The sequence below is a fragment of the Gemella sp. zg-1178 genome (genome assembly GCF_018790995.1).
Lineage (GTDB): Bacteria > Bacillota > Bacilli > Staphylococcales > Gemellaceae > Gemelliphila.
The window spans coordinates 17158-37127 of record NZ_JAHKEI010000014.1; the positions used below are offsets into that span (position 1 = coordinate 17158).

The 19970-nt window shown below is 27.8% G+C and carries 22 protein-coding genes and 1 tRNA gene; 12 read left to right on the forward strand and 11 right to left on the reverse strand.

Annotated elements, in window-relative coordinates:
- Positions 1-471: 471 nt before the first annotated feature.
- The 7 genes from KMP12_RS05075 (at position 472) to KMP12_RS05100 (ending at position 4459) form a co-directional block, all read left to right on the forward strand.
- On the forward strand, positions 472-1362 hold the full coding sequence (locus KMP12_RS05075) for a LysM peptidoglycan-binding domain-containing protein (RefSeq protein ID WP_215756658.1): 891 nt from the start codon (positions 472-474) through the stop codon (positions 1360-1362).
- Positions 1363-1537: 175 nt separating this feature from the next.
- Complete coding sequence (locus KMP12_RS05080) at positions 1538-2446, forward strand: SAM-dependent methyltransferase (protein WP_215756659.1); 909 nt, start codon at positions 1538-1540, stop codon at positions 2444-2446.
- Positions 2439-2600, forward strand: coding sequence for a hypothetical protein (locus KMP12_RS07605; RefSeq protein ID WP_252344712.1), 162 nt, complete (start codon positions 2439-2441; stop codon positions 2598-2600). Before KMP12_RS05080 ends, KMP12_RS07605 begins: the two co-directional genes overlap by 8 nt.
- Complete coding sequence (gene mnmM, locus KMP12_RS05085; protein WP_253195986.1) at positions 2597-2998, forward strand: tRNA 5-(aminomethyl)-2-thiouridylate-methyltransferase MnmM; 402 nt, start codon at positions 2597-2599, stop codon at positions 2996-2998. The genes KMP12_RS07605 and mnmM overlap by 4 nt, the downstream gene beginning before the upstream one ends.
- A gap of 1 nt (position 2999) precedes the next feature.
- Positions 3000-3575 (forward strand): CYTH domain-containing protein, encoded by a 576-nt coding sequence (locus KMP12_RS05090; protein WP_215756660.1) that lies wholly within the window; start codon positions 3000-3002, stop codon positions 3573-3575.
- Between the two features lie 103 nt (positions 3576-3678).
- Positions 3679-3939 carry an RNA-binding S4 domain-containing protein gene (locus KMP12_RS05095; protein WP_215756661.1) on the forward strand — a complete coding sequence of 87 codons (261 nt, stop codon included), beginning with the start codon at positions 3679-3681 and terminating at the stop codon, positions 3937-3939.
- 13 nt (positions 3940-3952) lie between these two features.
- Positions 3953-4459: a septum formation initiator family protein gene (locus KMP12_RS05100; RefSeq protein ID WP_215756662.1), complete on the forward strand. Its 507-nt coding sequence runs from the start codon at positions 3953-3955 to the stop codon at positions 4457-4459.
- A gap of 20 nt (positions 4460-4479) precedes the next feature.
- Here the strand turns inward: KMP12_RS05100 and KMP12_RS05105 are convergent, their stop codons facing one another.
- Positions 4480-5154, reverse strand: a complete 675-nt coding sequence (locus tag KMP12_RS05105) for a DUF998 domain-containing protein (RefSeq protein WP_215756663.1) — start codon at positions 5152-5154, stop codon at positions 4480-4482.
- A 952-nt stretch (positions 5155-6106) separates the two neighbouring features.
- On the opposite strand from KMP12_RS05105, the gene KMP12_RS05110 reads away from it, so the two are divergent.
- Positions 6107-6271: a hypothetical protein gene (locus KMP12_RS05110; protein WP_215756664.1), complete on the forward strand. Its 165-nt coding sequence runs from the start codon at positions 6107-6109 to the stop codon at positions 6269-6271.
- Between the two features lie 412 nt (positions 6272-6683).
- On the opposite strand, the gene KMP12_RS05115 is transcribed toward KMP12_RS05110, so the two are convergent.
- The 9 genes from KMP12_RS05115 to KMP12_RS05155 form a co-directional block, all read right to left on the reverse strand.
- Complete coding sequence (locus KMP12_RS05115) at positions 6684-7835, reverse strand: iron-containing alcohol dehydrogenase (RefSeq protein ID WP_215756665.1); 1152 nt, start codon at positions 7833-7835, stop codon at positions 6684-6686.
- Between the two features lie 409 nt (positions 7836-8244).
- Entirely contained in the window at positions 8245-8781 is a 537-nt protein-coding gene (locus KMP12_RS05120; protein ID WP_215756666.1) for a hypothetical protein, read from the reverse strand.
- A gap of 297 nt (positions 8782-9078) precedes the next feature.
- On the reverse strand, positions 9079-9678 hold the full coding sequence (locus KMP12_RS05125; RefSeq protein WP_215756667.1) for a hypothetical protein: 600 nt from the start codon (positions 9676-9678) through the stop codon (positions 9079-9081).
- Between the two features lie 604 nt (positions 9679-10282).
- Complete coding sequence (locus tag KMP12_RS05130; protein WP_215756668.1) at positions 10283-10552, reverse strand: hypothetical protein; 270 nt, start codon at positions 10550-10552, stop codon at positions 10283-10285.
- A gap of 1 nt (position 10553) precedes the next feature.
- Positions 10554-11093: a hypothetical protein gene (locus KMP12_RS05135; protein WP_215756669.1), complete on the reverse strand. Its 540-nt coding sequence runs from the start codon at positions 11091-11093 to the stop codon at positions 10554-10556.
- 481 nt (positions 11094-11574) lie between these two features.
- Positions 11575-13413, reverse strand: coding sequence for a hypothetical protein (locus KMP12_RS05140; RefSeq protein WP_215756670.1), 1839 nt, complete (start codon positions 13411-13413; stop codon positions 11575-11577).
- A gap of 11 nt (positions 13414-13424) precedes the next feature.
- Positions 13425-14216 (reverse strand): metal ABC transporter permease, encoded by a 792-nt coding sequence (locus tag KMP12_RS05145; RefSeq protein ID WP_215756671.1) that lies wholly within the window; start codon positions 14214-14216, stop codon positions 13425-13427.
- Entirely contained in the window at positions 14216-14899 is a 684-nt protein-coding gene (locus tag KMP12_RS05150; protein WP_215756672.1) for a metal ABC transporter ATP-binding protein, read from the reverse strand. The genes KMP12_RS05145 and KMP12_RS05150 overlap by 1 nt, the downstream gene beginning before the upstream one ends.
- Positions 14892-15824 carry a metal ABC transporter solute-binding protein, Zn/Mn family gene (locus KMP12_RS05155; protein WP_215756673.1) on the reverse strand — a complete coding sequence of 311 codons (933 nt, stop codon included), beginning with the start codon at positions 15822-15824 and terminating at the stop codon, positions 14892-14894. The genes KMP12_RS05150 and KMP12_RS05155 overlap by 8 nt, the downstream gene beginning before the upstream one ends.
- 750 nt (positions 15825-16574) lie before the next feature.
- Between KMP12_RS05155 and gdhA the strand changes: the two genes are divergently transcribed.
- From gdhA to rpsR, 4 genes are all read left to right on the forward strand, one after another.
- Positions 16575-17924 (forward strand): NADP-specific glutamate dehydrogenase, encoded by a 1350-nt coding sequence (gene gdhA, locus KMP12_RS05160; RefSeq protein ID WP_215756674.1) that lies wholly within the window; start codon positions 16575-16577, stop codon positions 17922-17924.
- Between the two features lie 472 nt (positions 17925-18396).
- Positions 18397-18684, forward strand: a complete 288-nt coding sequence (gene rpsF / locus KMP12_RS05165; RefSeq protein ID WP_215756675.1) for a 30S ribosomal protein S6 — start codon at positions 18397-18399, stop codon at positions 18682-18684.
- Positions 18685-18699: 15 nt separating this feature from the next.
- Positions 18700-19245, forward strand: a complete 546-nt coding sequence (gene ssb, locus KMP12_RS05170) for a single-stranded DNA-binding protein (RefSeq protein WP_215756676.1) — start codon at positions 18700-18702, stop codon at positions 19243-19245.
- An 18-nt stretch (positions 19246-19263) separates the two neighbouring features.
- Complete coding sequence (gene rpsR / locus KMP12_RS05175; RefSeq protein WP_371741345.1) at positions 19264-19512, forward strand: 30S ribosomal protein S18; 249 nt, start codon at positions 19264-19266, stop codon at positions 19510-19512.
- Between the two features lie 178 nt (positions 19513-19690).
- Here the strand turns inward: rpsR and KMP12_RS05180 are convergent.
- Positions 19691-19772 (reverse strand) — tRNA-Leu (locus KMP12_RS05180).
- Positions 19773-19970 lie beyond the last annotated feature (198 nt).

Consider the following 19970-nt stretch of genomic DNA (forward strand, 5'->3'; position numbering starts at 1 on the left):
ATTACCCCGAGCATCTAATTCTCCTCCCTTACTGAAAGCATACTTATATATGGGGATAATAGGTATAATGCATAGCGAAAAATGAAAGTAAATATCAATAAAAAGAGCTAGTAATTTTATATTTTGCAAATTCTCTAATCTCCTTTGCTTAAATATATAATAACAATCCCCTATAAAAATAACACTATAAAAGATGATTAAAATAAAGAAATAAATTTTATATATTTTTTGTAATATATTTAAAGAATACTTGCTATATCAAGCTTTCTTAAATTTGTTTTTGCAATACTATTTCAGAGGAATATCACTTTTATTACAAAGGTGTTACAGCTATTGCATTAATAAAAAAAGTATATTAGAATTTATATTGTAGTTAAGGATATAAATTATTTTTAACTTTTGTATTTTAAAAAATAAGATAAGGGATATTAATTTATAAAAAAGAAATTAATGATTAAAGGAGAAAATTTAATGGGAAGATTACAAAAATTTGTAGCAGGAACGGCACTTATATCAACTATAACACTAGGACTTTCTACAATAGCTGATGCTGATACTTACACAGTAAAATCAGGAGATACTCTTTGGGATATAGCACGTAACAATGGGACAACAGTTGAACAACTTATGAGAGATAACAATTTAACAAGTAGTTTAATCCACCCAGGGGATCAACTTACATATAATACTGTATCTGCTCAAGTAGCACAAGCAGAAGAAAATGGATTTTATACTGTTCTTCCAGGAGATTCATTATACAAAATCTCTCTTAAATTCGGAGTTTCAGTAGACGTTTTAGCAAAAAATAATAAAATTGCAAATCCAAACTTTGTTTTAGTGGGTCGTTCACTTAATGTAAGTAAAGAATTGTTAGTAACAGAAGAAGTTGCTCAAGCTAGTTCTGAAGAAGCTGTAGCAGTTGAACCAGTAATTGCACCAACTCCAGTGGTAGCACCGGCAGAAGAAGTTGTAGCCCCCCCAGCACCTGTGGTAGAAACTCCAGCACCTGTGGTTAGCCCAGTAGCAAATGTAAGTGGGAAGGGAGCAGCTATCTTAGCAGCGGCTAGAGCCCAAGTTGGTGTTTACCAAGACTGTACAATGTTGGTTACTAACTCATTAAGAAGTGTAGGAATTAATTTCCACGATTGGCCAGCTGGCTACTTAAGTTTAGGAAGTGTAGTTTCAGCAGAAGAAGCTCAACCAGGAGACTTAATTTACTATGCTGACGGTGGATACGGAGTGCCTCACATTGCTGTATATGCGGGTAACGGTCGTGCTATTCACGGTGGTTATAACTGGAATCAAACAGTTGAAAGCAGTGCTTATGGTGGCAGTGGAAGAGTATTTGTTCGCGTAGCTTAATAATAAACAAAAATCTTGTAACTTAGTTACAAGATTTTTTATTTTACCTAACAATAAAAAATAAAAGCAACTAAATTTCCCTAAATACAATAACAAAATAAATTATAAATTTAAATTATGTTATTAAAAAGTTATTTATAGTATAATACTACTAATAAGTCATAAGGAGTATTGTATGATATACATAGTAGGTCTTGGACCAAATGAAGAATATAGTATTAAGGAAAATATAAGAAATTTATTATTAAATACTAAGGCGTGCATTATTGCTAGAACAAAGGAACATCCAGCAATAAAATTTTTATATGATAACAAAATAAAATATGAAACTTGTGATATTTTTTATGAAGATAGTGAGGAATTTTTTGAAACTTATAACAAGATAGCAACTTATGTTTTAGATAGGGCAAAAGATGAAGATGTAATTTATCTTTTACCTGGTCATCCTATGGTGGCAGAATTAACAACAAAAATAATTTTGGAAAAAAGTGAAGAAGTAAAAGTTATAGGCGGAGAAAGTTTTTTAGATATTTGTTTTAATTTGGCTAAATTTGACCCAGTAGAAGGTTTTAGTCTGCTAGATGCAACAAATACTAATGCTTTTTCTAATGTTAATGCCAAGCAACATCTTTTAATTACTCAATGCTATGATGATTTGACGGCTGCAAATATTTCGGTAGAGTTAGATAGCTACTATCCTTATAATCATCAAGTTCTTGTCATGGAGCAAGTCGGTTGTGCAAATGAAAAAGTTTATAGGGCAGAGCTGGCAGAATTAGCTTCTGTGGTGGGTGAAGAAGTCAATAATTTGCGAACTATATATGTTCCTCCCTTTTTACAAGCCCTAGATACTAATATAAAAAACTATCTTCCTGAATACAAAGAAGGTTTAGAAAGTAACTCATTAATAGAAAATATAGAAAAAAGTTTAGAAAATATCAAAGTAAATAAGTCTGACGATAAAAAAATCACCTCGGAAATAGCCAATATTTTTAAAAATTTATTAGATTTTACCATAGTGGAAGATGCCTACATAGATATTGATGCTTTACTAGAAAATTTAAAAGGTAAAAATAATGGATAAGGTACTAGCTTTTTCAAAAAAAATTTTAAAAGAAAAAATTGATAAAAATAGTATCGTGGTAGATGCAACCTGTGGGAATGGCAATGATACTTTATTTTTGGCTAAAAGTTCGGCAAAAAAGTATATGCCTTTGATATTCAGGATATTGCCATAAAAAATACAAGAAATTTACTCTTAGAAAATAAGCTTAGTCATAAGGCTAGCTTGATAAGAGATAGTCATGAAAAGTTTGACAAGTATATAGATGAAAAAATTAGGGGAGTAATTTTTAATTTGGGCTATCTACCTAGGGCAAGTCATGTTATTACAACGCAGGGTGAAATTACAAAAAAAACCTTAGAAAAAATGCTGACTAGATTAGAAATTGGAGGGCTGATAGTTGTAATAGTCTACTGGGGGCATGCAGAGGGAAAAGTAGAAAAGGAAATAATTTTAGATTTTGCCTTTAGCCTAGACCAAAAATATTTTGAAGTCTTGAATTATCATTTTATCAATCAAAAAAATAATTCTCCCTTTTTATTAGCCATTGAAAAATTAAAGGAAGTTGAATGATATGCCGGAAATAGAAATAGAATTTAAAAATATGTTGAATAAAAAAGAATATGAGGCTATTTACAAATACTATAATTTAGATAAGTTAGGGACTATTAAGAATAGTAATTACTACTATGAAGATAGCAGGCAAAGCCTAAAAAATAATAATGCAGCCCTGCGTATTCGTCATACTAATAATAAAAGTGAGATAACCTTAAAAATAAAAGGAGCTAGATCTAATATAGAAATTAATGAAGTATGGGAAAATAAGGAACTTGTAGCAAGTTTGAAAGTTGCCAGTTTGCCAAGGCTGATAAAGGAAAAATTATTAGCCTTTAATGTAGACGAGGATTTAGTCTTAATTCAGCAGATAAAAACTATTCGCAAGGAAAAAGAAATCCCAGAGGGGCTTTTGGTGATGGATAAAACATATTTTTTAAAAGAGCTAGTAGACTATGAATTAGAATTTGAAGTTGCAGACTATGAACAGGGGAAAATTGACTTTGAGAAAATACTAGAAAAATTTTCTATTGCCTCTAAAGAAGCTAAACCGAAAATAGCAAGAGCCATAAATTATAGTAATGAAGTCAGCTAAAAATTTTAAAATTAGTTATAAATTTTAACTTTTTATAAATTATAATTGCTAAACTTATATTTATGTGTAATAATAATTATACGAATAAACGGAGGTTTATTTTATGAGATTGGATAAATTTTTAAAAGTTTCACGCATAATAAAAAGAAGAACCATTGCCAACGAAATATGCCAAAAAGGATATATCTGGGTAAATGGGAAAGTTGCTAAAGCATCTACTTCGTTAAAAGTAGGAGATAAAATTAGGATTTACTTTGCCAAAAAAGAAGTGGAATATGAAGTTTTAGAAATAAAAGACAGCGTCAAAAAAGAAGATGCAGTAAAAATGTTTAAATTAATTTCAGAAAAAGAAAGATTAGAATAAGGGGGGATAATCAATGTCTAAAGAAAAAATAAGAAAAGATGATAAAAACTTTAGACGAGATGTTATTAAGGCAAAAATGAAATACAGAAAAAGAAGAGCCTATATAATTTTATCTGTGTGCCTAGTCTTATTAACATTAACATTGGTTAGAACCTATTTCTACTCTAAGGAGAAAAGAAGGCTGGAAGAAACTCTACAAAATCAGGAAAATCAAATCAGCCAGTTGCAAACAGAAAATAAGGTAAATGAGGTTATAATTAATAAGCTAAAAGACCCCTACTTTATTACAGACTTTGTCCGTCAAGAATATGCCCTTAGCTATGACGGAGAAATTATTTTTAATTTGCCAATAGGGGAAAATTATCTTAAAAATGCCAGCAAGTCTATTATGTTTGACAATTTAGATGAGAAATTAGCCAATATAGACAAATCAAAGCAAATTAACGAAAGTATTATTAAAAAACCTGATGAAAAGAAAAATGATAAAAAATCAGAAAAAGAAAAAAAGAGTGATGAATAAAGGAAAATACTAACAATAACCTATTTATTGTTAGTATTTTTATATTTTCTTAAAAAAATTAGCCCCGTAATAATCTGCCAAAGGGTGATAGGATAAACTGTTAGGCGTTCAAATACAACCATGAGTAGTTGATTATGATTATTTATAGCATTTTGCATACCAAAGGCTGAACAAATTCCAAAAATTCCAAGAACTAGGCTAATGATTTTATATTTTTTTAGGTCTTTATCTCTTATGGCAAGTCCACTTAGAATTAAAGTTGAATTACCTGCTAAAAATGATAATCTTGCCCCTAAGCCGTGTAAGCCATCTTCTGAAGGAACACCACCTTGGAAAAGTCCGACTAGGATACTACCTGACATGAAAGTTATAGAAATCAGCAGTAAAATATAGCTAAAGGCTTTATTATCTTTTTTTACTATTTGGAATATTAGCAAGTAATAAGCAAGAAAGAAAACTAGTCCAGTAAATATAAAACCGAAATTCATAACCCAGGCTAAAGGAGAAAAACCTTGCGGAATATCTTTTACAAAATCATTTGGATAGACACCTAGTGAACTGATAAAGTTATAAAGGTAAACATCTTTTAGGGGGTAGCCTGTGCCGATAGCTGCGATAAATTCTGTTGTTAAATAGACAGCGGCATTTAATAAAAAAAGAATAGCCCCTGTCTTTTTAGAAAATAATTTATTCATATAACCCTCACTTCAATATAAATTTAATAATTTTTTAAAGATTAATTATATAAAATATATTTAACTTAGTAAAGTTATAAATACTATTTGCTGTTTTGATTAGGAAAGGGTAGCTTTAAAAGGGTAAAGATTGAAATTTTAAAATGTGGAGAAAAAATTAAAAGATGCTAAATTTTAAACTAGATTAAGTAAATATTGAATTATATAAGAAATTTTCAAGCAGATAATATATTTTAATATAGGTTTTAGGTCTGTAAATGGGTGAAGATTTTTAGGGGAGAAGATATAAAAATTTTATAATAAATTTTAAAAATAGCTATAATTTTTTATAGGATTAAGAATTTGAAAATTGATATGGGAAGAGGTAATTTTTATTAATATTTTTTGCTATTAGCAAGGCTAGAATTATTAAAATAAATAATAAAACTTACCTAATAATTTAAATTTAAATATTATCTTTGGAAGCCTCAACTACATCATTATACCATATATTTTTAGCAAATAAAAGACTTGTTTTTTATGTTTTTTTTTTATACTATTTGAACGTAAATAAAAAATTTTTATTTATTTTATGTAGTAGCAAATACATAGAAAAATCAAAATAGGAGCAACCGCACTAGTATTAAGTAGTAATAGGTGTGGATCTAATACATAATGTTAAGAAAAGAAGTATAATAATTAAGGTAATAATTAGAATACTAAATATTTTAGTTATTAGTTATTTTGTATATAAGATTAATGAAAATTTAGCTATTTGGACAATTCATGCAATAAATTTAATGTACTTATAATATTAAAATATAGGAAAAAAGATAATAAATAGTCGTTTTTTTATATTATATAAAATTATTATTGAATTAAAATATTAATATTTTATTGAAAATTTTTTGTGCTATCTTTTGGCTAGTATATGTACATAATACTAAATAATTAATAAAAGTAAGGGTTTCTCATGATTAAGATATTAAAATATGAGTTTTTGGCTAGCATGTTTTCTGCAATAACTTTATTAATACCTGTTACTCAAGAGGCTAGCGTAGGCGGGAAAAATGCTTTTAATTTAAAAGAACCAGCTCCAGTAACTGTTACTGAAATAAGTTTATGTATCAACTATTAATGGAGGTGAAATTCTACATCAAAAAGCTAAAAGAATACAAGTATATTATTCATCTTTAAGTTCTACACCCTTGGAACTATTATTATTCTGAATAGTCTGAAGAATACGATACTTTGATTGGAGGAAACTTAAAAATATATTCAGTGGTGCAAATAAATGATCATAAATATCTAGTAACATTTAGCGGTTATATACATGATTAAGTAAAATAAAGTAATAGTTAGAAATGCTAATTATTAATTTTTTAGACGTGCAAGAAAATTTTAAAAATATTATAAAATAAAAGAAGACCTGCGAGTCTTCTTTTTTAATTAGATAAGCTGAAAATTTTTTATAATTTTTAAGTGTTATTTACTTTTTTAATAAATGTAATAAGTAATTATAATTTCTTAAAAATTTTATTATTTATATCTTATAAACTCATTTCATAAATTTTGTAGACACCTTCTTTTGATAGGGGCTGCATTGTTCCTACTGGTCTAGCTATTGCATTTACTATACTAGGTATATCTTCTTTTTGAATATTTTTTTCTGTTAATTTTGTAGGTGCTCCGATTTCTTGCCAGAAGTTTTGTAATTTATTAATACCTTCTAGGGCTATTTCTTGGTCTGTTTTACCTTCAGTATTTACATCGAATACATTGACAGCAAATTTTTTGAATTTGGCAGTGTGGTTTGGCATAACATATTTCATCCAGTTAGGCATTAGAATAGATAAGCCCTCTGCATGTGCTATGTCAAAAACGGCACTAACTGCGTGTTCTAAACCGTGGCTAGCCCAATCGCCGTCAAAGCCCCAACGTAATTGACCGTTAAGTGCTATGGTACCTGCCATCATGATAACAGAACGGGCTTCATAATCTTGGGGATTTTCTAAGCATTTAGGTCCGTAGTGAATAATTTGTTTTAAAACTCCCTCCATCATAGCATCGTGCAAGTCGCTATTGTCAGCTTCGTTAAAGTATTGTTCACAGATATGGCTCATCATATCAACTATACCATTCACAGTTTGGTTTTTTGGTAGTGTGAAAGTGTAAGTTGGGTCTAAAATAGAAAATTTAGGAAAAACAAGTGGCGAAGCCCAGCCAACCTTTTGCTGTGTTTCTAAATTTGTTATAACGCTACCTGCATTCATTTCTGATGCTGTTGCTGCAAGTGTTAATATCGTTCCAAAAGGAGTAGCTTTTGTAGGAATATGTTTTCTTGTTACTATATCCCAAGCGTCACCTTCATAATGAGCCGCTGCAACTATAAGTTTTGTGCAGTCGATAACAGAACCACCACCTACGGCAAGAACAAAATTAATATTATTTTCTTTTATCAAATCAGCGCCTTTTTGGGCTGTAGTCACACGAGGGTTTGGTTCCACTCCGTAAAGTTCTACAATATTAAAATCGGCTAATTGCTTAAAAATTTTATCGTAGATACCATTACGTTTAATACTTCCACCACCATAAACAAGTAGCACGTTTTTTCCGTAGTTAGCAATTTCGCTAGCTAGATTACTTATTTGATTTTTTCCGAAAATAATTTTTGTTGGATTTTGAAAGACAAAATTATTCATAATATAAAACTCCTTAATCAAATTTAATAGTGTAACAATTTTAACATAATGATTTTTTTATTACAAATTTATAATTTTCAAAAAAATTTTTAAGTTAATTTATATAAAAAAAGACGACTTTTTAGTCGTCTTTTTTGTTTAAAATTATATACCTATACATCAACATTTTACTTCAATAAATATAAATAAATATAAATATAAAATATGTATACGAATATTAATGGTAATTTATACATGGGAATGTGACTATATTTATTATATGTTATTTTTTCATAAATAAATGTTGTCATAATTATTAAAGATGATATTAATATATAATTTTTTATATTGTCTATATGATTGTGTATATTAATCATTAAGCAAAAAAGACTGATTAAAGTACCATTATATTTGTAGATTATAATTTCTTTTAAGGACATGCTACAGTACTACCTATTGCATATGCTAAACCTGTAAATGCAGATAATCCAGCTCCTACAGGGCCTCCTATTAAAAGACCGTAAAATGTAGAATGTGCTAGTCCTACCCAAGCAAATACATTTCCACATGCACTTCTAAATAGGCTATCGCCATTTAACTTGGAATAATATTGTATTTCTTTAATGGAATCATTTATTAGTCCTTCTCCATTTTCTTTAATCAATCTATCGTTTAATTTTGATATATATTCATTTATATCTTTAGATGTTATATTACTTCTTATATTATTCAATCTAATATCTAAAGATTTATCATAATAAAATGAAAAAACATATATATTATTTTTTTTATTAAAACTAATATAATCCTTTATTATTTCACCTTCTTCAATTACTTTCTCATTAAAGAGAATTTCATTCTTTTCAGCTTTAGCCACATTATTATAATTATTAACTAAAGCAGAAATAGGTGTAACTAATAGACTTGAAGCTAAGATTGCCGATAAAAATTTTTTGTGTCCCCTCATTTTTATTTCCCCCTTTGTTTTTTTATTTAATATATTTATTTGCAAGAAAATATATTTTAAAATTATTTTTATATGATGGTTAGTATAAAAAATTTTAATTTCAAATAAAAAATAAAAGTTACTTAGTCATTGTTTTTGTATGCTTTTATAATATTTTTTAATTTATTTATTATAAGAATTGTACATAGTATAATATAGAAATTATATGATATTTTTTTAATAAGTATAATACCTATAAAAAAATTATTTATTATAAATACTATATTCAATAAAATAAAGATATAGAAAATTAATTTTTTAGTCAAAGCAATCATTCAGTCCTCCCAAACCAAAAAATTCCATAAAAGCTGCTTTCGCCTCGCCAGGCATAGAATTAGCAGTTTCTGTAACGGCCAATTTCATTGCACCCCATTTATTATTTTTATAACTTCTATAATTGTTTATTAAATATTTATATCTATTGTATATATTAGAAGCTACCGTTTGCAAGCCCCCTAGTGCTTTTGCTCCTTGTTTTAGTTTTAATATTTTAGACCAAGGCAACAAGTTTACTACTGCAGTACCTATACCATAGACGCAAGACCAACTTCTGTAATAACTTTGAAATTTAATAGAATCTCCTGTCGCTATAAATTCACCAAATCCAAAGTCCTTCCCTTTGTTTTCATTTAACCATTTTATGCCTTCTTCAATTGTTCCTTCTGCTACATTCATTGGCATTTTATCTAATAGTTTAATATATTTTAAATCTTTATTTAAAAGATTTTCTTCTGTATTATTTGCTATATTAACATAGGCTTTTGATATATTATTGTTTTGATGAATTAAGTGTGAAATAGGTGTAACTAATAGACTTGAAGCTAAGATTGCCGATAAAAATTTTTTGTGTTTTCTCATTTTTATTGCCTCCTTTATTTTTTTATTTAATATATTTATTTGCAAGAAAATATATTTTAAAATTATTTTTTACTAAGATATATCTTACATCTTAATCATAGCATATAAAACATTATAAAACAAGGAAAAAAAGACTGAAAAACACCGCTATATTCATGAAAAACAGCCATCTGTTTAATTAAGATAAAAATATAAATAATACAGAAAAAATAATATTATATTATAAAAATTAAATAACTGAAATACTAAATTAAAATTATATAATACAACTTTAAAATTAAACTGTATTAATTAAAAAATTTTTAGTTTATATATTTATAATATTTAAAATTTTTACAAATAAAATTATTTTTTGTTTAATATTAAAATTTTAATTTTAGAATTTAAAAAAAGACGACTATTTGTCGTCTTTTTCTATTTTGTATATAGTTACTACTAGTATTTTTATAATAAGCATATTAATTAACAGAACTAATAACAGAAATATATCATATAGTCCGTATCTATAAGGAACTTGAATGTCATTTATTTGATAAACGTATAAAATTATAGTTATTATTGGTAATAATAATGTAATAAATAATGTTATTTTTAATATTATTTGTTATATTTTTTTGTTTAGAATAGTGGAACTATTTTGCTCTTTTTCTTTATTTGCTATCTGACTTGAATGGGTATCTGATATTTTATTATTTTTATACTTCTTACCATTTTTTATTATATATGTTGTTAAAATTATCATGTATAGACTAATTACGAAAAAATCATATCTATCGTACATTATTTTATAAATTATAGCATATATTATTGTGAAAGTTGTAAAGTATATATGCCATTTATAATAACCATTTAATTTTTTAAACCATTTAATCATTTTAATGTCCTACACACCTTAAAGAATGCCAAGCGAAAATTCCTGCTAGCACCCAAGGACTTCTTTTGGCGGCTTGTTTTGAAACCCTTTTTAGTATAAATTCAGCTAATTCTGTCCATGCTTGTCTTTCTAAAATGCTCGCTCCTAAAGTTCCTAGCTGAACGACTTTGCCTATTTCATCCATAATTCTATCTTTCATGCATATGTACCAACTTCTAAAACTAACAAAAGAATTATTATTTATTTCATTTGCTTTTTTCTCTAATTCTATTATAACATCATCTGAAATTCCTTTTATCTTTTTAGCTTCTTCCTTGTTTATGAAGTATTTACCATTTTGGTAACACACTACTTTTGTAAAGAAAAATTCTAATTCTTTAGCAAATTCATTTATTTCTTTTTCAGTGGGTTCATAATTATTTAATGTTTTAAGTTCATTAGCCTTAGCCACATTATCATAATTACTAACTAAAGCAGAGATTGGTGTGATAATTAAGCTAGATGCTAACACTGAACTAGCAAATTTTAATTTTCTACTCATTTTAATTATCCTCCTTTGGTGATAAAATTTTAATTTTGAAATATTGTGATCACTTCTATTTACACTTTTATTATATCATTAAGAATATAAGAAAACAAGGTCTATCTTTTTTAAAAAATACATGGTATAATTAGGAGGGTTACGCTTGCAAAATAAAGAAATTATTTTTTCTGTTTGATATTAAAATTTGAGTTTGAGAATTAGAAAAAGACGACTAAATATTTTCGTCTTTTTCTATGTTGTCATTTTTTATTTTTAATAAACTATTTTGCAAAAAATATTTAGTTAGGAGTAAAAATTTTTTTAAAATATTTTTTACTATAATTTATTGACAGAATTTTTTATAAAAAAATCTGTCCTAACATTTTTTAATTTTTTATCAATATATTTTTTACAAAAAAATTCTCTATAAATATTGAAATACTTATAGAGAATTATAATAAACCTAAAATTTATTTTGTCAGATACTATATTTTAAAAATTAGTCATTAGAAGTTTCACTTGCTTCTTTAAATTGTGGCAGTTCACCATTAATATACTTAATTTCATTATTCTCTTCTGTAAATTCTGAGATATTAAAAGTTTTTGTTTGGCCATTTTTATAGACATCAAATGAATTTCCAAGTCTAAAGACATCACTTGCATCAAGATTATATGCTTTCATTAAAAATCTTTGAATTTTTTTCACATCAAGTTTTATTTTAACACGCAAATATTCTTCTTTATTGTCTGGGTGATTTACTATATATTTCATAGTCGCAATTACATCTTCTGCTGAATTATTACCAAAAGTTCCCTCTTTAACTTTTTTAATTAGGTCTATTAGACTTTCAGCATGATAGTGGTCGCCATGCAACCAGTAGAATATATTTTCTGTAGCACCGTTAGAACCAAAAACTGCTGAAGTAGGATTTTCTAAATTACCAAAATTAGTCATGGCTTTTAGGTTGGTAGACAGATAAGGAATTACAGATTCTACTAATCTTTCTTCAACATCTTCATATCTGATAATTTCATTTTCGTTTAAATGTACATCATCTAAGTCGTCATCATCTTCTAATATGTATTCAGCGTCGGGATAATGTTCTTTTGGATTTGTTTTAACAACAGCAACTTCTTTACTGCCTGCATATAGGTGCCAGTGGTCGCTATGGTCAACTATTTTTGTTATGCCACTTGGCCAAGAAATATTTTCTGTTGGTTTATCGGAAACATTATTATTTTCTTTATCCTTGTCTGCATAATCTCCTATACCAGAAAAAATATCTGATGGGTCAGCATAAGTTATGTATTCTTTCTTATCAGCTGTGTAGATATGATAATGGTCATTATGTTTTAAAATTTTTGTAATGTTTTTTAAGGCTTTTATTTCATCGGCTGACAAGACGCTGATAAGTCCAGAGTGTTCATCTTCTTCAGGTATATTATTTACAGAATTTGAATTGTTGTTATTGGCTGAATTATTATTTTCTGAACCAGCAGAACTAGAATTATTTTCATTTACCGAACTTGAATTACTATTATTTACAGAAGCAGAATTATTTTCACTTACTGAATTTGAATTACTATTATTTACAGAAGCAGAATTATTATTACTTTCAGAATTTGAATTTTCAGCTGGCTTGTTATGATTTTCATGGCTTCCTGCATAGACACCAAATTCAGCATTAGGATACAGGTGTCTAGGGTCAGAGTAACTAACAAATTCTTTGCCGCTAGCTGTATAAATATGGTAGTGGTCGCCATGTACTAATATTTTTATTACTTCATCTTTATTTTCTTTATTTTCTTCATTTATGATTGGATTACTCACATAACTTGTTGTAGGATTTGCAACTGGAGAGTGCGAACCAACATATTCTTCAATAGCCAAATTAGAAAATAGGGAACTTGGATTTTCGTATGTTAAAAATTCTCGCCCATCACTCGTATAAACGTGCCAGTGGTCGCCATGTACTTTTATAGAAGCAATATTCAAACCTTTTAATTGATTTAATGACACGACACTAACCAAAGAAAAATTATTATCGTTAGTCTTAGTTGGGTCAGTATAAGTTATATGCTCCTTACCATCTTTAGTAAAAATGTGCCAGTGGTCGCCGTGCTTAATTATTTTTGTAATATCTTCTTTTTTAACATTAGGACTGTCTATTAATACTTCAGTAGTATTATCTTTTACATACTTTTTATTTTTTTCTACATAATCAGTCTTATTATTTTTTACTTCATCTTCATTTTTTTTATTATTACCACAAGCAGATAATAACAAGGTAGATACTAAAACCATATTAACTACTAAAAATTGTTTTTTATTTTTCATATTTTACTCCTTTATTTCTTTTTTATTAAAATAATTACTATCAAGCAGATAACTGACAATAATACAATCACTGAACCAGGTTTTAAGTTGTAAAAATAGGAAATAAATAATCCTAAATATACAAAGGTCATTGATAAAATTATTGACAATATCAAGGTGTTTTTATAAGTTTTTGCAATTTGCATAGCACAGATTGTCGGAATAATAAGCAGTGATGATACTATTAAAGAGCCGATAGTTTTTGCAGATACAGAAATTGCTGTGGCACTCAGAACCGTTACTATAAAATTTATAAATTTCACATTGATACCTAAAATTTTTGCATTGCTGACATCAAAAATTATTAAATATAATTTTGTATAAATAAATTTATAAGTTAGCAAGACAAGTAAAGAAATAACTATAACTATATAAAATTCACTATCACTTATTGTTACAATAGAACCAAAAAGGTAGGAACTTATCGAGTTAGAATTATTGGTAAAGCTGGTAAAAATTCCTGCCAAACCGATAGAAGTTGCTAAAATTATGACGGTTGATATTTCTTGATAGGATTTTAATTTATTTCTAATAAATTCTATACTTAGCCCCGCAACAATACAGGCTATAATGGAACCGAGCAAGGGATTAATACCCAAACAAAGTCCTATGGCAACACCAGCAAGAGATGAGTGGGCGAGGGTATCACCCATGGCTGACAATCTTTTTAATAAAATCGGCATACCAACACAGGGAAGAATAATAGCTAACAAGCCACCAACAAGGAAGGCTCTACGCATAAAATCATAATAAAATATTTCCATTAACATCTCCCCAAACTCTCTTTAAATTTTATTTTTTCTAATCTTTGACACTGACAATTTTTTATTTGTAAGATGTAGTCAACATAATTAACTATTTCTTCAATATCGTGGGTTACTATAAGTATCGTTTTATCTTCTCTTGCCAAATTTTTTAAGAGGGCAAAGAGTTCCTTAGAAAATTTTTTATCAATATTTGATGTTGGTTCATCTAAGATAATTAATTTTGCTTCCTTAATTAAGGCTAATAATATTGCCACCCTCTGCAACTCGCCACCAGAAAGTTGACCAAGAGATTTTTTTGCTTTTTTTTCAAGGTCAACTATCCTTAAATAGTCTTCAACATTCTGCTTTTTTTTCAAAAATTTTAAATGTTGCTTGATGACTTCTTCCACAGTAGTAGGTAAGTGGCGATAATTCGCTACTGAATTTTGGGAAATATAGGAAATTTCTTGATAATGTTTTTTTTCTTCTACATCATTTTCAAAAATTTTTATCCCGCCACTTGTAGCTTTTAAGTTATTTAAAATAAGTTTTAAGAGGGTAGACTTGCCGACACCATTTTCTCCGACAAGGGCAACAAATTCATTTTTGTATATTTCTAAATTCAGATTTTCAAAAATATAATTTTTACTTTCCTTGTCATAAGTAAAATCTAAATTTTTTATTTCTATAACTCTATTCATCAAAAGAACTCACCAAGGCTTCTAAATTCATTTCCATTAACTTTATATAACCCAGTTTAACTTCATCATCTGTCAGATTTTCCATAGTGTAGAGAGTTGAAGTTTTTGTATTAGTATTTTTTGCTAGGGTTTGGGCTACTTTTGGCGTTGTTTTACCCTCAAAGAAAATAGTTTTTATATTATGTTTTTCTACAAAATCGGCTATTGTTTTTAATTGTTTAGCAGATGGTTCATCTTCAGGCGATATACCAGTTATAGCTACCTGTTTTAAGCCGTAATCATTTGCCAAATAATTAAAAGCTGCGTGCGAAACTACAAAATATTTTTCTTTATTCTTAACTTTTGCTAATTCTTTTTCAAATTTTTCATCTAGTTGTTTGAAATTTTTACTTGCTACTTCTAAATTTTTTTTGTAGTAAGCTTCATTTGCTGGGTCAATAGATGCAACTTTTTTATAAATTGTATCAAGTTCGATTAAAGCATTTTTAACACTTAACCAAGTGTGCGGATTAATACTAAGATGTTCATTTTTTGAATTTTCTTCAAGGCTACCACTTTCTAAAAGTGTCAATCCCTGTGATAAGTCTAAAAATTTATCATCTTGCTTGCTAGCCATTTTCAAGTCATCAATAAAATTTTCCATGTTAGCCCCATTAAAAATAATTAAATCTGCTTTTGATATTTCTTTCATATCCTTTGTTTGCAGTTCAAAATCGTGAGGTTCTTGATTACCCTTGATAATATTTTTTATTTCCATCTTATCCCCAACAATTTGTTTTGTTAAATCATAAACGGGAAAAAAGCTCGTATAAATAATTTTTTTATCAGAACTTGGTTGACTTGTGCTGGTATTTTTAGAGCAGCCAACCAGTAAAAGACTGACGCTAAGTAAAATACCCATAAAAATATTTAATTTTTTTTTCATATAAATACCCCTTTTAAAAATATAAATCGTAATGATTACTATTTTAATTCAAAAAAATATAAAATGCAAGAAAAAATTTAAAATAAAAATTTTTATGAGTAAAACAAAATTTCAAAATAAAAAAATTTATAAGTAAAGAAATTTAAAAAAAATTAATTTTTAAAATTCATAAAATAGTTAATCGCAAATATTCCAGTTTAAAATATAATTTTTAAAATTTCTCTGCTATAATTAAAGAAAGAAAATTATTTTAACAATAAGGAGAGTGTTATGAAAAAAAATTTTTTAAAAAAACTACTGAAGATAAAAAATCAAACCAAAAATACCAAATTAATAAGGAATTAATATTTGTTTTACTTGTTTTTACCTTAGGAGCAATAGCCGTTTTATGTGTGCCATTATTGTTTTAAATTTTTATTTAAAAGAAAGAGTACATAGCTATATCTTTTCTATTCAAGAAAATATATTAAAATTGATGACAAGCAATACAATCTGTATATAATAATGAATTATATTTTAAAATACTGGCATATTTAGAACAAGATTTTAGTAGTTAGATACAAGTAATTTATGAAGCAAGAAATATATTAATTTTTGTATATAAATCTGAAAAAAATTAAGTAAAGTTAGTTACACTAAAACAGTTTATTTATAAAAAATTTGTCTAGCTATATTGACAAAAATAATCAGAAAATTTATAATTATTTTACGACAATATAATTTTAAAAATAAAATACATGGAGAACGATTATGACTAAAGGTAGAGAATACGTAAATAATGTTTTTGCAAAAGTAAAAAAAGAAAATGCACACGAGCTAGAATTTTTACAAGCGGTAGAAGAAGTTTTTGAATCACTTGTTCCAGTTTTCGATAAATGTCCTAAGTACATAGAAGAAAATATTTTGGAACGTTTGGTAGAACCTGAACGCATAATAACATTTCGAGTTCCTTGGGTTGATGACAAGGGCGAGGTTCAGGTAAATCGTGGTTATAGAGTTCAATATTCATCAGCCATCGGTCCATACAAGGGTGGACTTCGTTTCCATCCGTCAGTCAATCAATCAATTATAAAATTTTTAGGTTTTGAACAAATTTTCAAAAATTCCCTAACTGGGCAAGCTATCGGTGGCGGTAAGGGTGGTTCAAATTTTGACCCTAAAGGCAAATCTGATAATGAAATAATGAAATTTACTCAAAGTTTTATGACGGAGTTGCAAAAGTATATTGGACCAGACATTGACGTTCCAGCTGGCGATATTGGTGTTGGAGCTAGAGAAATTGGTTATATGTTCGGACAGTACAAACGTCTTAGGGGATATGAAAATGGAGTTCTTACAGGTAAAGGTTTAACATATGGAGGTTCGCTGGCTCGTAAAGAAGCTACTGGTTACGGAACAGTTTATTTTGCGCAGCAAATGTTAAAAGCAAAAGGAGAAAATTTTGCAGGTAAAAAAGCTATCGTTTCTGGTTCAGGTAATGTTGCAATTTATGCCGTAGAAAAATTATCGCAACTTGGTGCAAAAGTAATAGCAGTATCAGATTCATCAGGTTACGTTTATGACGAAAATGGAATTAATTTAGCAACATTAAAACAATTAAAAGAAGTTGAACGTGCAAGAATTGTAAAATATACTGAACACCACCCAACAGCAAAATTTGTGCCAGTAGGGCAGTCAACAATTTGGAGCTTAAAAGCAGATTTAGCCTTCCCTTGTGCAACACAAAATGAATTGAATAAAGAAGATGCAGAAACTTTAGTAGCTAATGGAGTTCTTGCAGTTGCAGAAGGAGCAAATATGCCGTCTACCTTAGAAGCAGTAGAAGTATTCCAAAAAGCTGGCGTACTATTTGGGCCAGCCAAGGCAGCCAACGCAGGAGGAGTTGCAGTTTCAGCACTAGAAATGGCGCAAAACTCTAGCCGACTTGCTTGGTCATTTGAAGAAGTAGACAAAAAATTATATGCTATTATGAAAGACATTTACGAAAATTCTTCAAAAGCTGCCGAAGAATTTGGACAAGCTGGCAATCTAGTTTTAGGAGCAAATATTGCAGGTTTCCTAAAAGTTGCAGAAGCCATGTCAGCACACGGAGTAATCTAATAACAAAAAACAATACTTAGAAAATGAGTATTGTTTTTATTTTTAATTTTAAATAATAATTTCTAAGTAATTAATTTAGCTGTTGCTACTTAATATTAAAATGATAAATTTAAAAATAATTTTTATGGTATTTAAAAATTTAATTTGAAAAATATTTTAAATGAATTAGTATTTTATTTTTTAAATATTTAATTTTGTAATTTTTTAATTTAAATTAGAAAAATTTTAAATTTATTTTTATTTAAGATTTGTAAATTTTTACAAAAATTTTTCTAGTTAAATAAAAATTATTTTTTCTTATTAAATTAAAATAATAAATTTAGTAAAAAATATTTACAAGATATTTTAGAAACATTTATTATTTTATTGCATTTATCTAAAATAATTGATATAATAAACGTCGAGTAATTTTAATTACTCCTTACTCTCTTTTTAGAAGGGAGTCGCAAAGACCACAAGGAGGTAAAATACAATGAGAAAATATGAAGTAATGTTTGCTGTTCAACCACGTATTGATGAAGAGTCTAAAAAAGCTTTGGTTGATAGATTTGTAAATATTCTTTCAGAAGGTGCAGAAATTGCTGAAGTTAAAGATTTAGGTAAAAAGCAATTAGCTTATGAAATCGAAGACTTCTTTGATGCTTACTACTACTTAGTAGAATTAAGTTCAGAAAGTGATTCTTCTACAAAAGAATTTGACCGTTTAGCAAAAATCAATTCCGATATTATTCGCCACATCGTAGTAAGAGTAGAAAAATAAAAGAGGTAAACTATCTTGATTAATAATGTAGTATTAGTAGGAAGATTAACAAAAGATCCAGAACTTAGATATTCTAGTTCTAATATTCCAATGATTTATTTCACTTTAGCAGTAAATAGAACATTCGCCGACCAAAATGGTCAAAGGAATGCAGATTTTGTTAGCTGTGTTGTTTTTAGAAAACAGGCAGAAAATATGGCTCGTTTTTTAGCAAAAGGGAGCTTAATAGGTGTTATTGGTAGAATACAAACAAGAAATTATCAAGGAAAAGATGGTAATATGGTATACGTTACTGAAGTAGTTGCTGATAATATTCAATACCTAGAATCAAAATCTAATACAAATAGAATGCAAGATAATGGTTTTGGATCTATGAGCTTTAATCAACAACCGCAAAATAATTTTTCTAGCTTCAGTGGAAATACGAATAATAACAATAATACATCAATGTATGATTTTATGAACGATAATTCATCATTTACAGATTTTGGAGAAGATTTCCCAAGCAATCTTGATGATGACTTTATGCAGGATGTAGTAAATCCTTTTAAAGAAGATTAATATAGGAGGGCAATTTCAATGGCACAATTTAACAATCGTCGTAACAATATGCGTCGTCGTAAAAAAGTATGTTACTTTACTAAAAACAACGTAGAAACAATCGACTATAAAGATACAGAATTACTTAAAAAATTCATATCAGAACGTGGAAAAATTTTACCACGTCGTGTAACTGGTACTTCTGCTAAGTATCAAAGAATGTTAACTACAGCTATAAAAAGAGCACGTCACATGGCTCTACTACCTTATGTAGTTGATGAAAAATAATAATTTTAAAAACACCAACGAAAATACCTTGGTGTTTTTTATTTTTTATAAATTTTATTTTTTGAAAAATATTTTTTAAAAAATTAAATAAAAATATCATCAAGAAAAAATAAAAAAAATTTACGCTTATGAATTAAACAATAAAATAAAAAAGACAGCCTAAAAGGTTGTCGTGCGATACCAGTAGTCGGGGTCGAACCGACACGAGTTGCCTCGCTGGATTTTGAGTCCAGTGCGTCTGCCAATTCCGCCATACTGGCAAAATATTATTCTAATATAATATCACAAACTATAATAAAAATCAATGATGATTTTAGTAAAAAATTAAAGTAGTAAATTATATAATTAAGTTAGCCAGTAGTACAAAAAAAGCATCTCATAGGATATACTTTTAGTAACTACAAAAAAAGGATACCAAGAGATGCAAGAACATTATAACACAAAAGGCAAACACATTA

Bases quoted from the DNA above. Each gene is read 5' to 3' on its own strand.
- KMP12_RS05075 (WP_215756658.1), top strand. From the start codon at position 472: ATGGGAAGATTACAAAAATTTGTAGCAGGAACGGCACTTATATCAACT.
- KMP12_RS05080 (WP_215756659.1), top strand. From the start codon at position 1,538: ATGATATACATAGTAGGTCTTGGACCAAATGAAGAATATAGTATTAAG.
- KMP12_RS07605 (WP_252344712.1), top strand. From the start codon at position 2,439: ATGGATAAGGTACTAGCTTTTTCAAAAAAAATTTTAAAAGAAAAAATT.
- KMP12_RS05090 (WP_215756660.1), top strand. From the start codon at position 3,000: ATGCCGGAAATAGAAATAGAATTTAAAAATATGTTGAATAAAAAAGAA.
- KMP12_RS05095 (WP_215756661.1), top strand. From the start codon at position 3,679: ATGAGATTGGATAAATTTTTAAAAGTTTCACGCATAATAAAAAGAAGA.
- KMP12_RS05100 (WP_215756662.1), top strand. From the start codon at position 3,953: ATGTCTAAAGAAAAAATAAGAAAAGATGATAAAAACTTTAGACGAGAT.
- KMP12_RS05105 (WP_215756663.1), bottom strand. From the start codon at position 5,154: ATGAATAAATTATTTTCTAAAAAGACAGGGGCTATTCTTTTTTTATTA.
- KMP12_RS05110 (WP_215756664.1), top strand. From the start codon at position 6,107: ATGATTAAGATATTAAAATATGAGTTTTTGGCTAGCATGTTTTCTGCA.
- KMP12_RS05115 (WP_215756665.1), bottom strand. From the start codon at position 7,835: ATGAATAATTTTGTCTTTCAAAATCCAACAAAAATTATTTTCGGAAAA.
- KMP12_RS05120 (WP_215756666.1), bottom strand. From the start codon at position 8,781: ATGAGGGGACACAAAAAATTTTTATCGGCAATCTTAGCTTCAAGTCTA.
- KMP12_RS05125 (WP_215756667.1), bottom strand. From the start codon at position 9,678: ATGAGAAAACACAAAAAATTTTTATCGGCAATCTTAGCTTCAAGTCTA.
- KMP12_RS05130 (WP_215756668.1), bottom strand. From the start codon at position 10,552: ATGATTAAATGGTTTAAAAAATTAAATGGTTATTATAAATGGCATATA.
- KMP12_RS05135 (WP_215756669.1), bottom strand. From the start codon at position 11,093: ATGAGTAGAAAATTAAAATTTGCTAGTTCAGTGTTAGCATCTAGCTTA.
- KMP12_RS05140 (WP_215756670.1), bottom strand. From the start codon at position 13,413: ATGAAAAATAAAAAACAATTTTTAGTAGTTAATATGGTTTTAGTATCT.
- KMP12_RS05145 (WP_215756671.1), bottom strand. From the start codon at position 14,216: ATGGAAATATTTTATTATGATTTTATGCGTAGAGCCTTCCTTGTTGGT.
- KMP12_RS05150 (WP_215756672.1), bottom strand. From the start codon at position 14,899: ATGAATAGAGTTATAGAAATAAAAAATTTAGATTTTACTTATGACAAG.
- KMP12_RS05155 (WP_215756673.1), bottom strand. From the start codon at position 15,824: ATGAAAAAAAAATTAAATATTTTTATGGGTATTTTACTTAGCGTCAGT.
- gdhA (WP_215756674.1), top strand. From the start codon at position 16,575: ATGACTAAAGGTAGAGAATACGTAAATAATGTTTTTGCAAAAGTAAAA.
- rpsF (WP_215756675.1), top strand. From the start codon at position 18,397: ATGAGAAAATATGAAGTAATGTTTGCTGTTCAACCACGTATTGATGAA.
- rpsR (WP_371741345.1), top strand. From the start codon at position 19,264: ATGGCACAATTTAACAATCGTCGTAACAATATGCGTCGTCGTAAAAAA.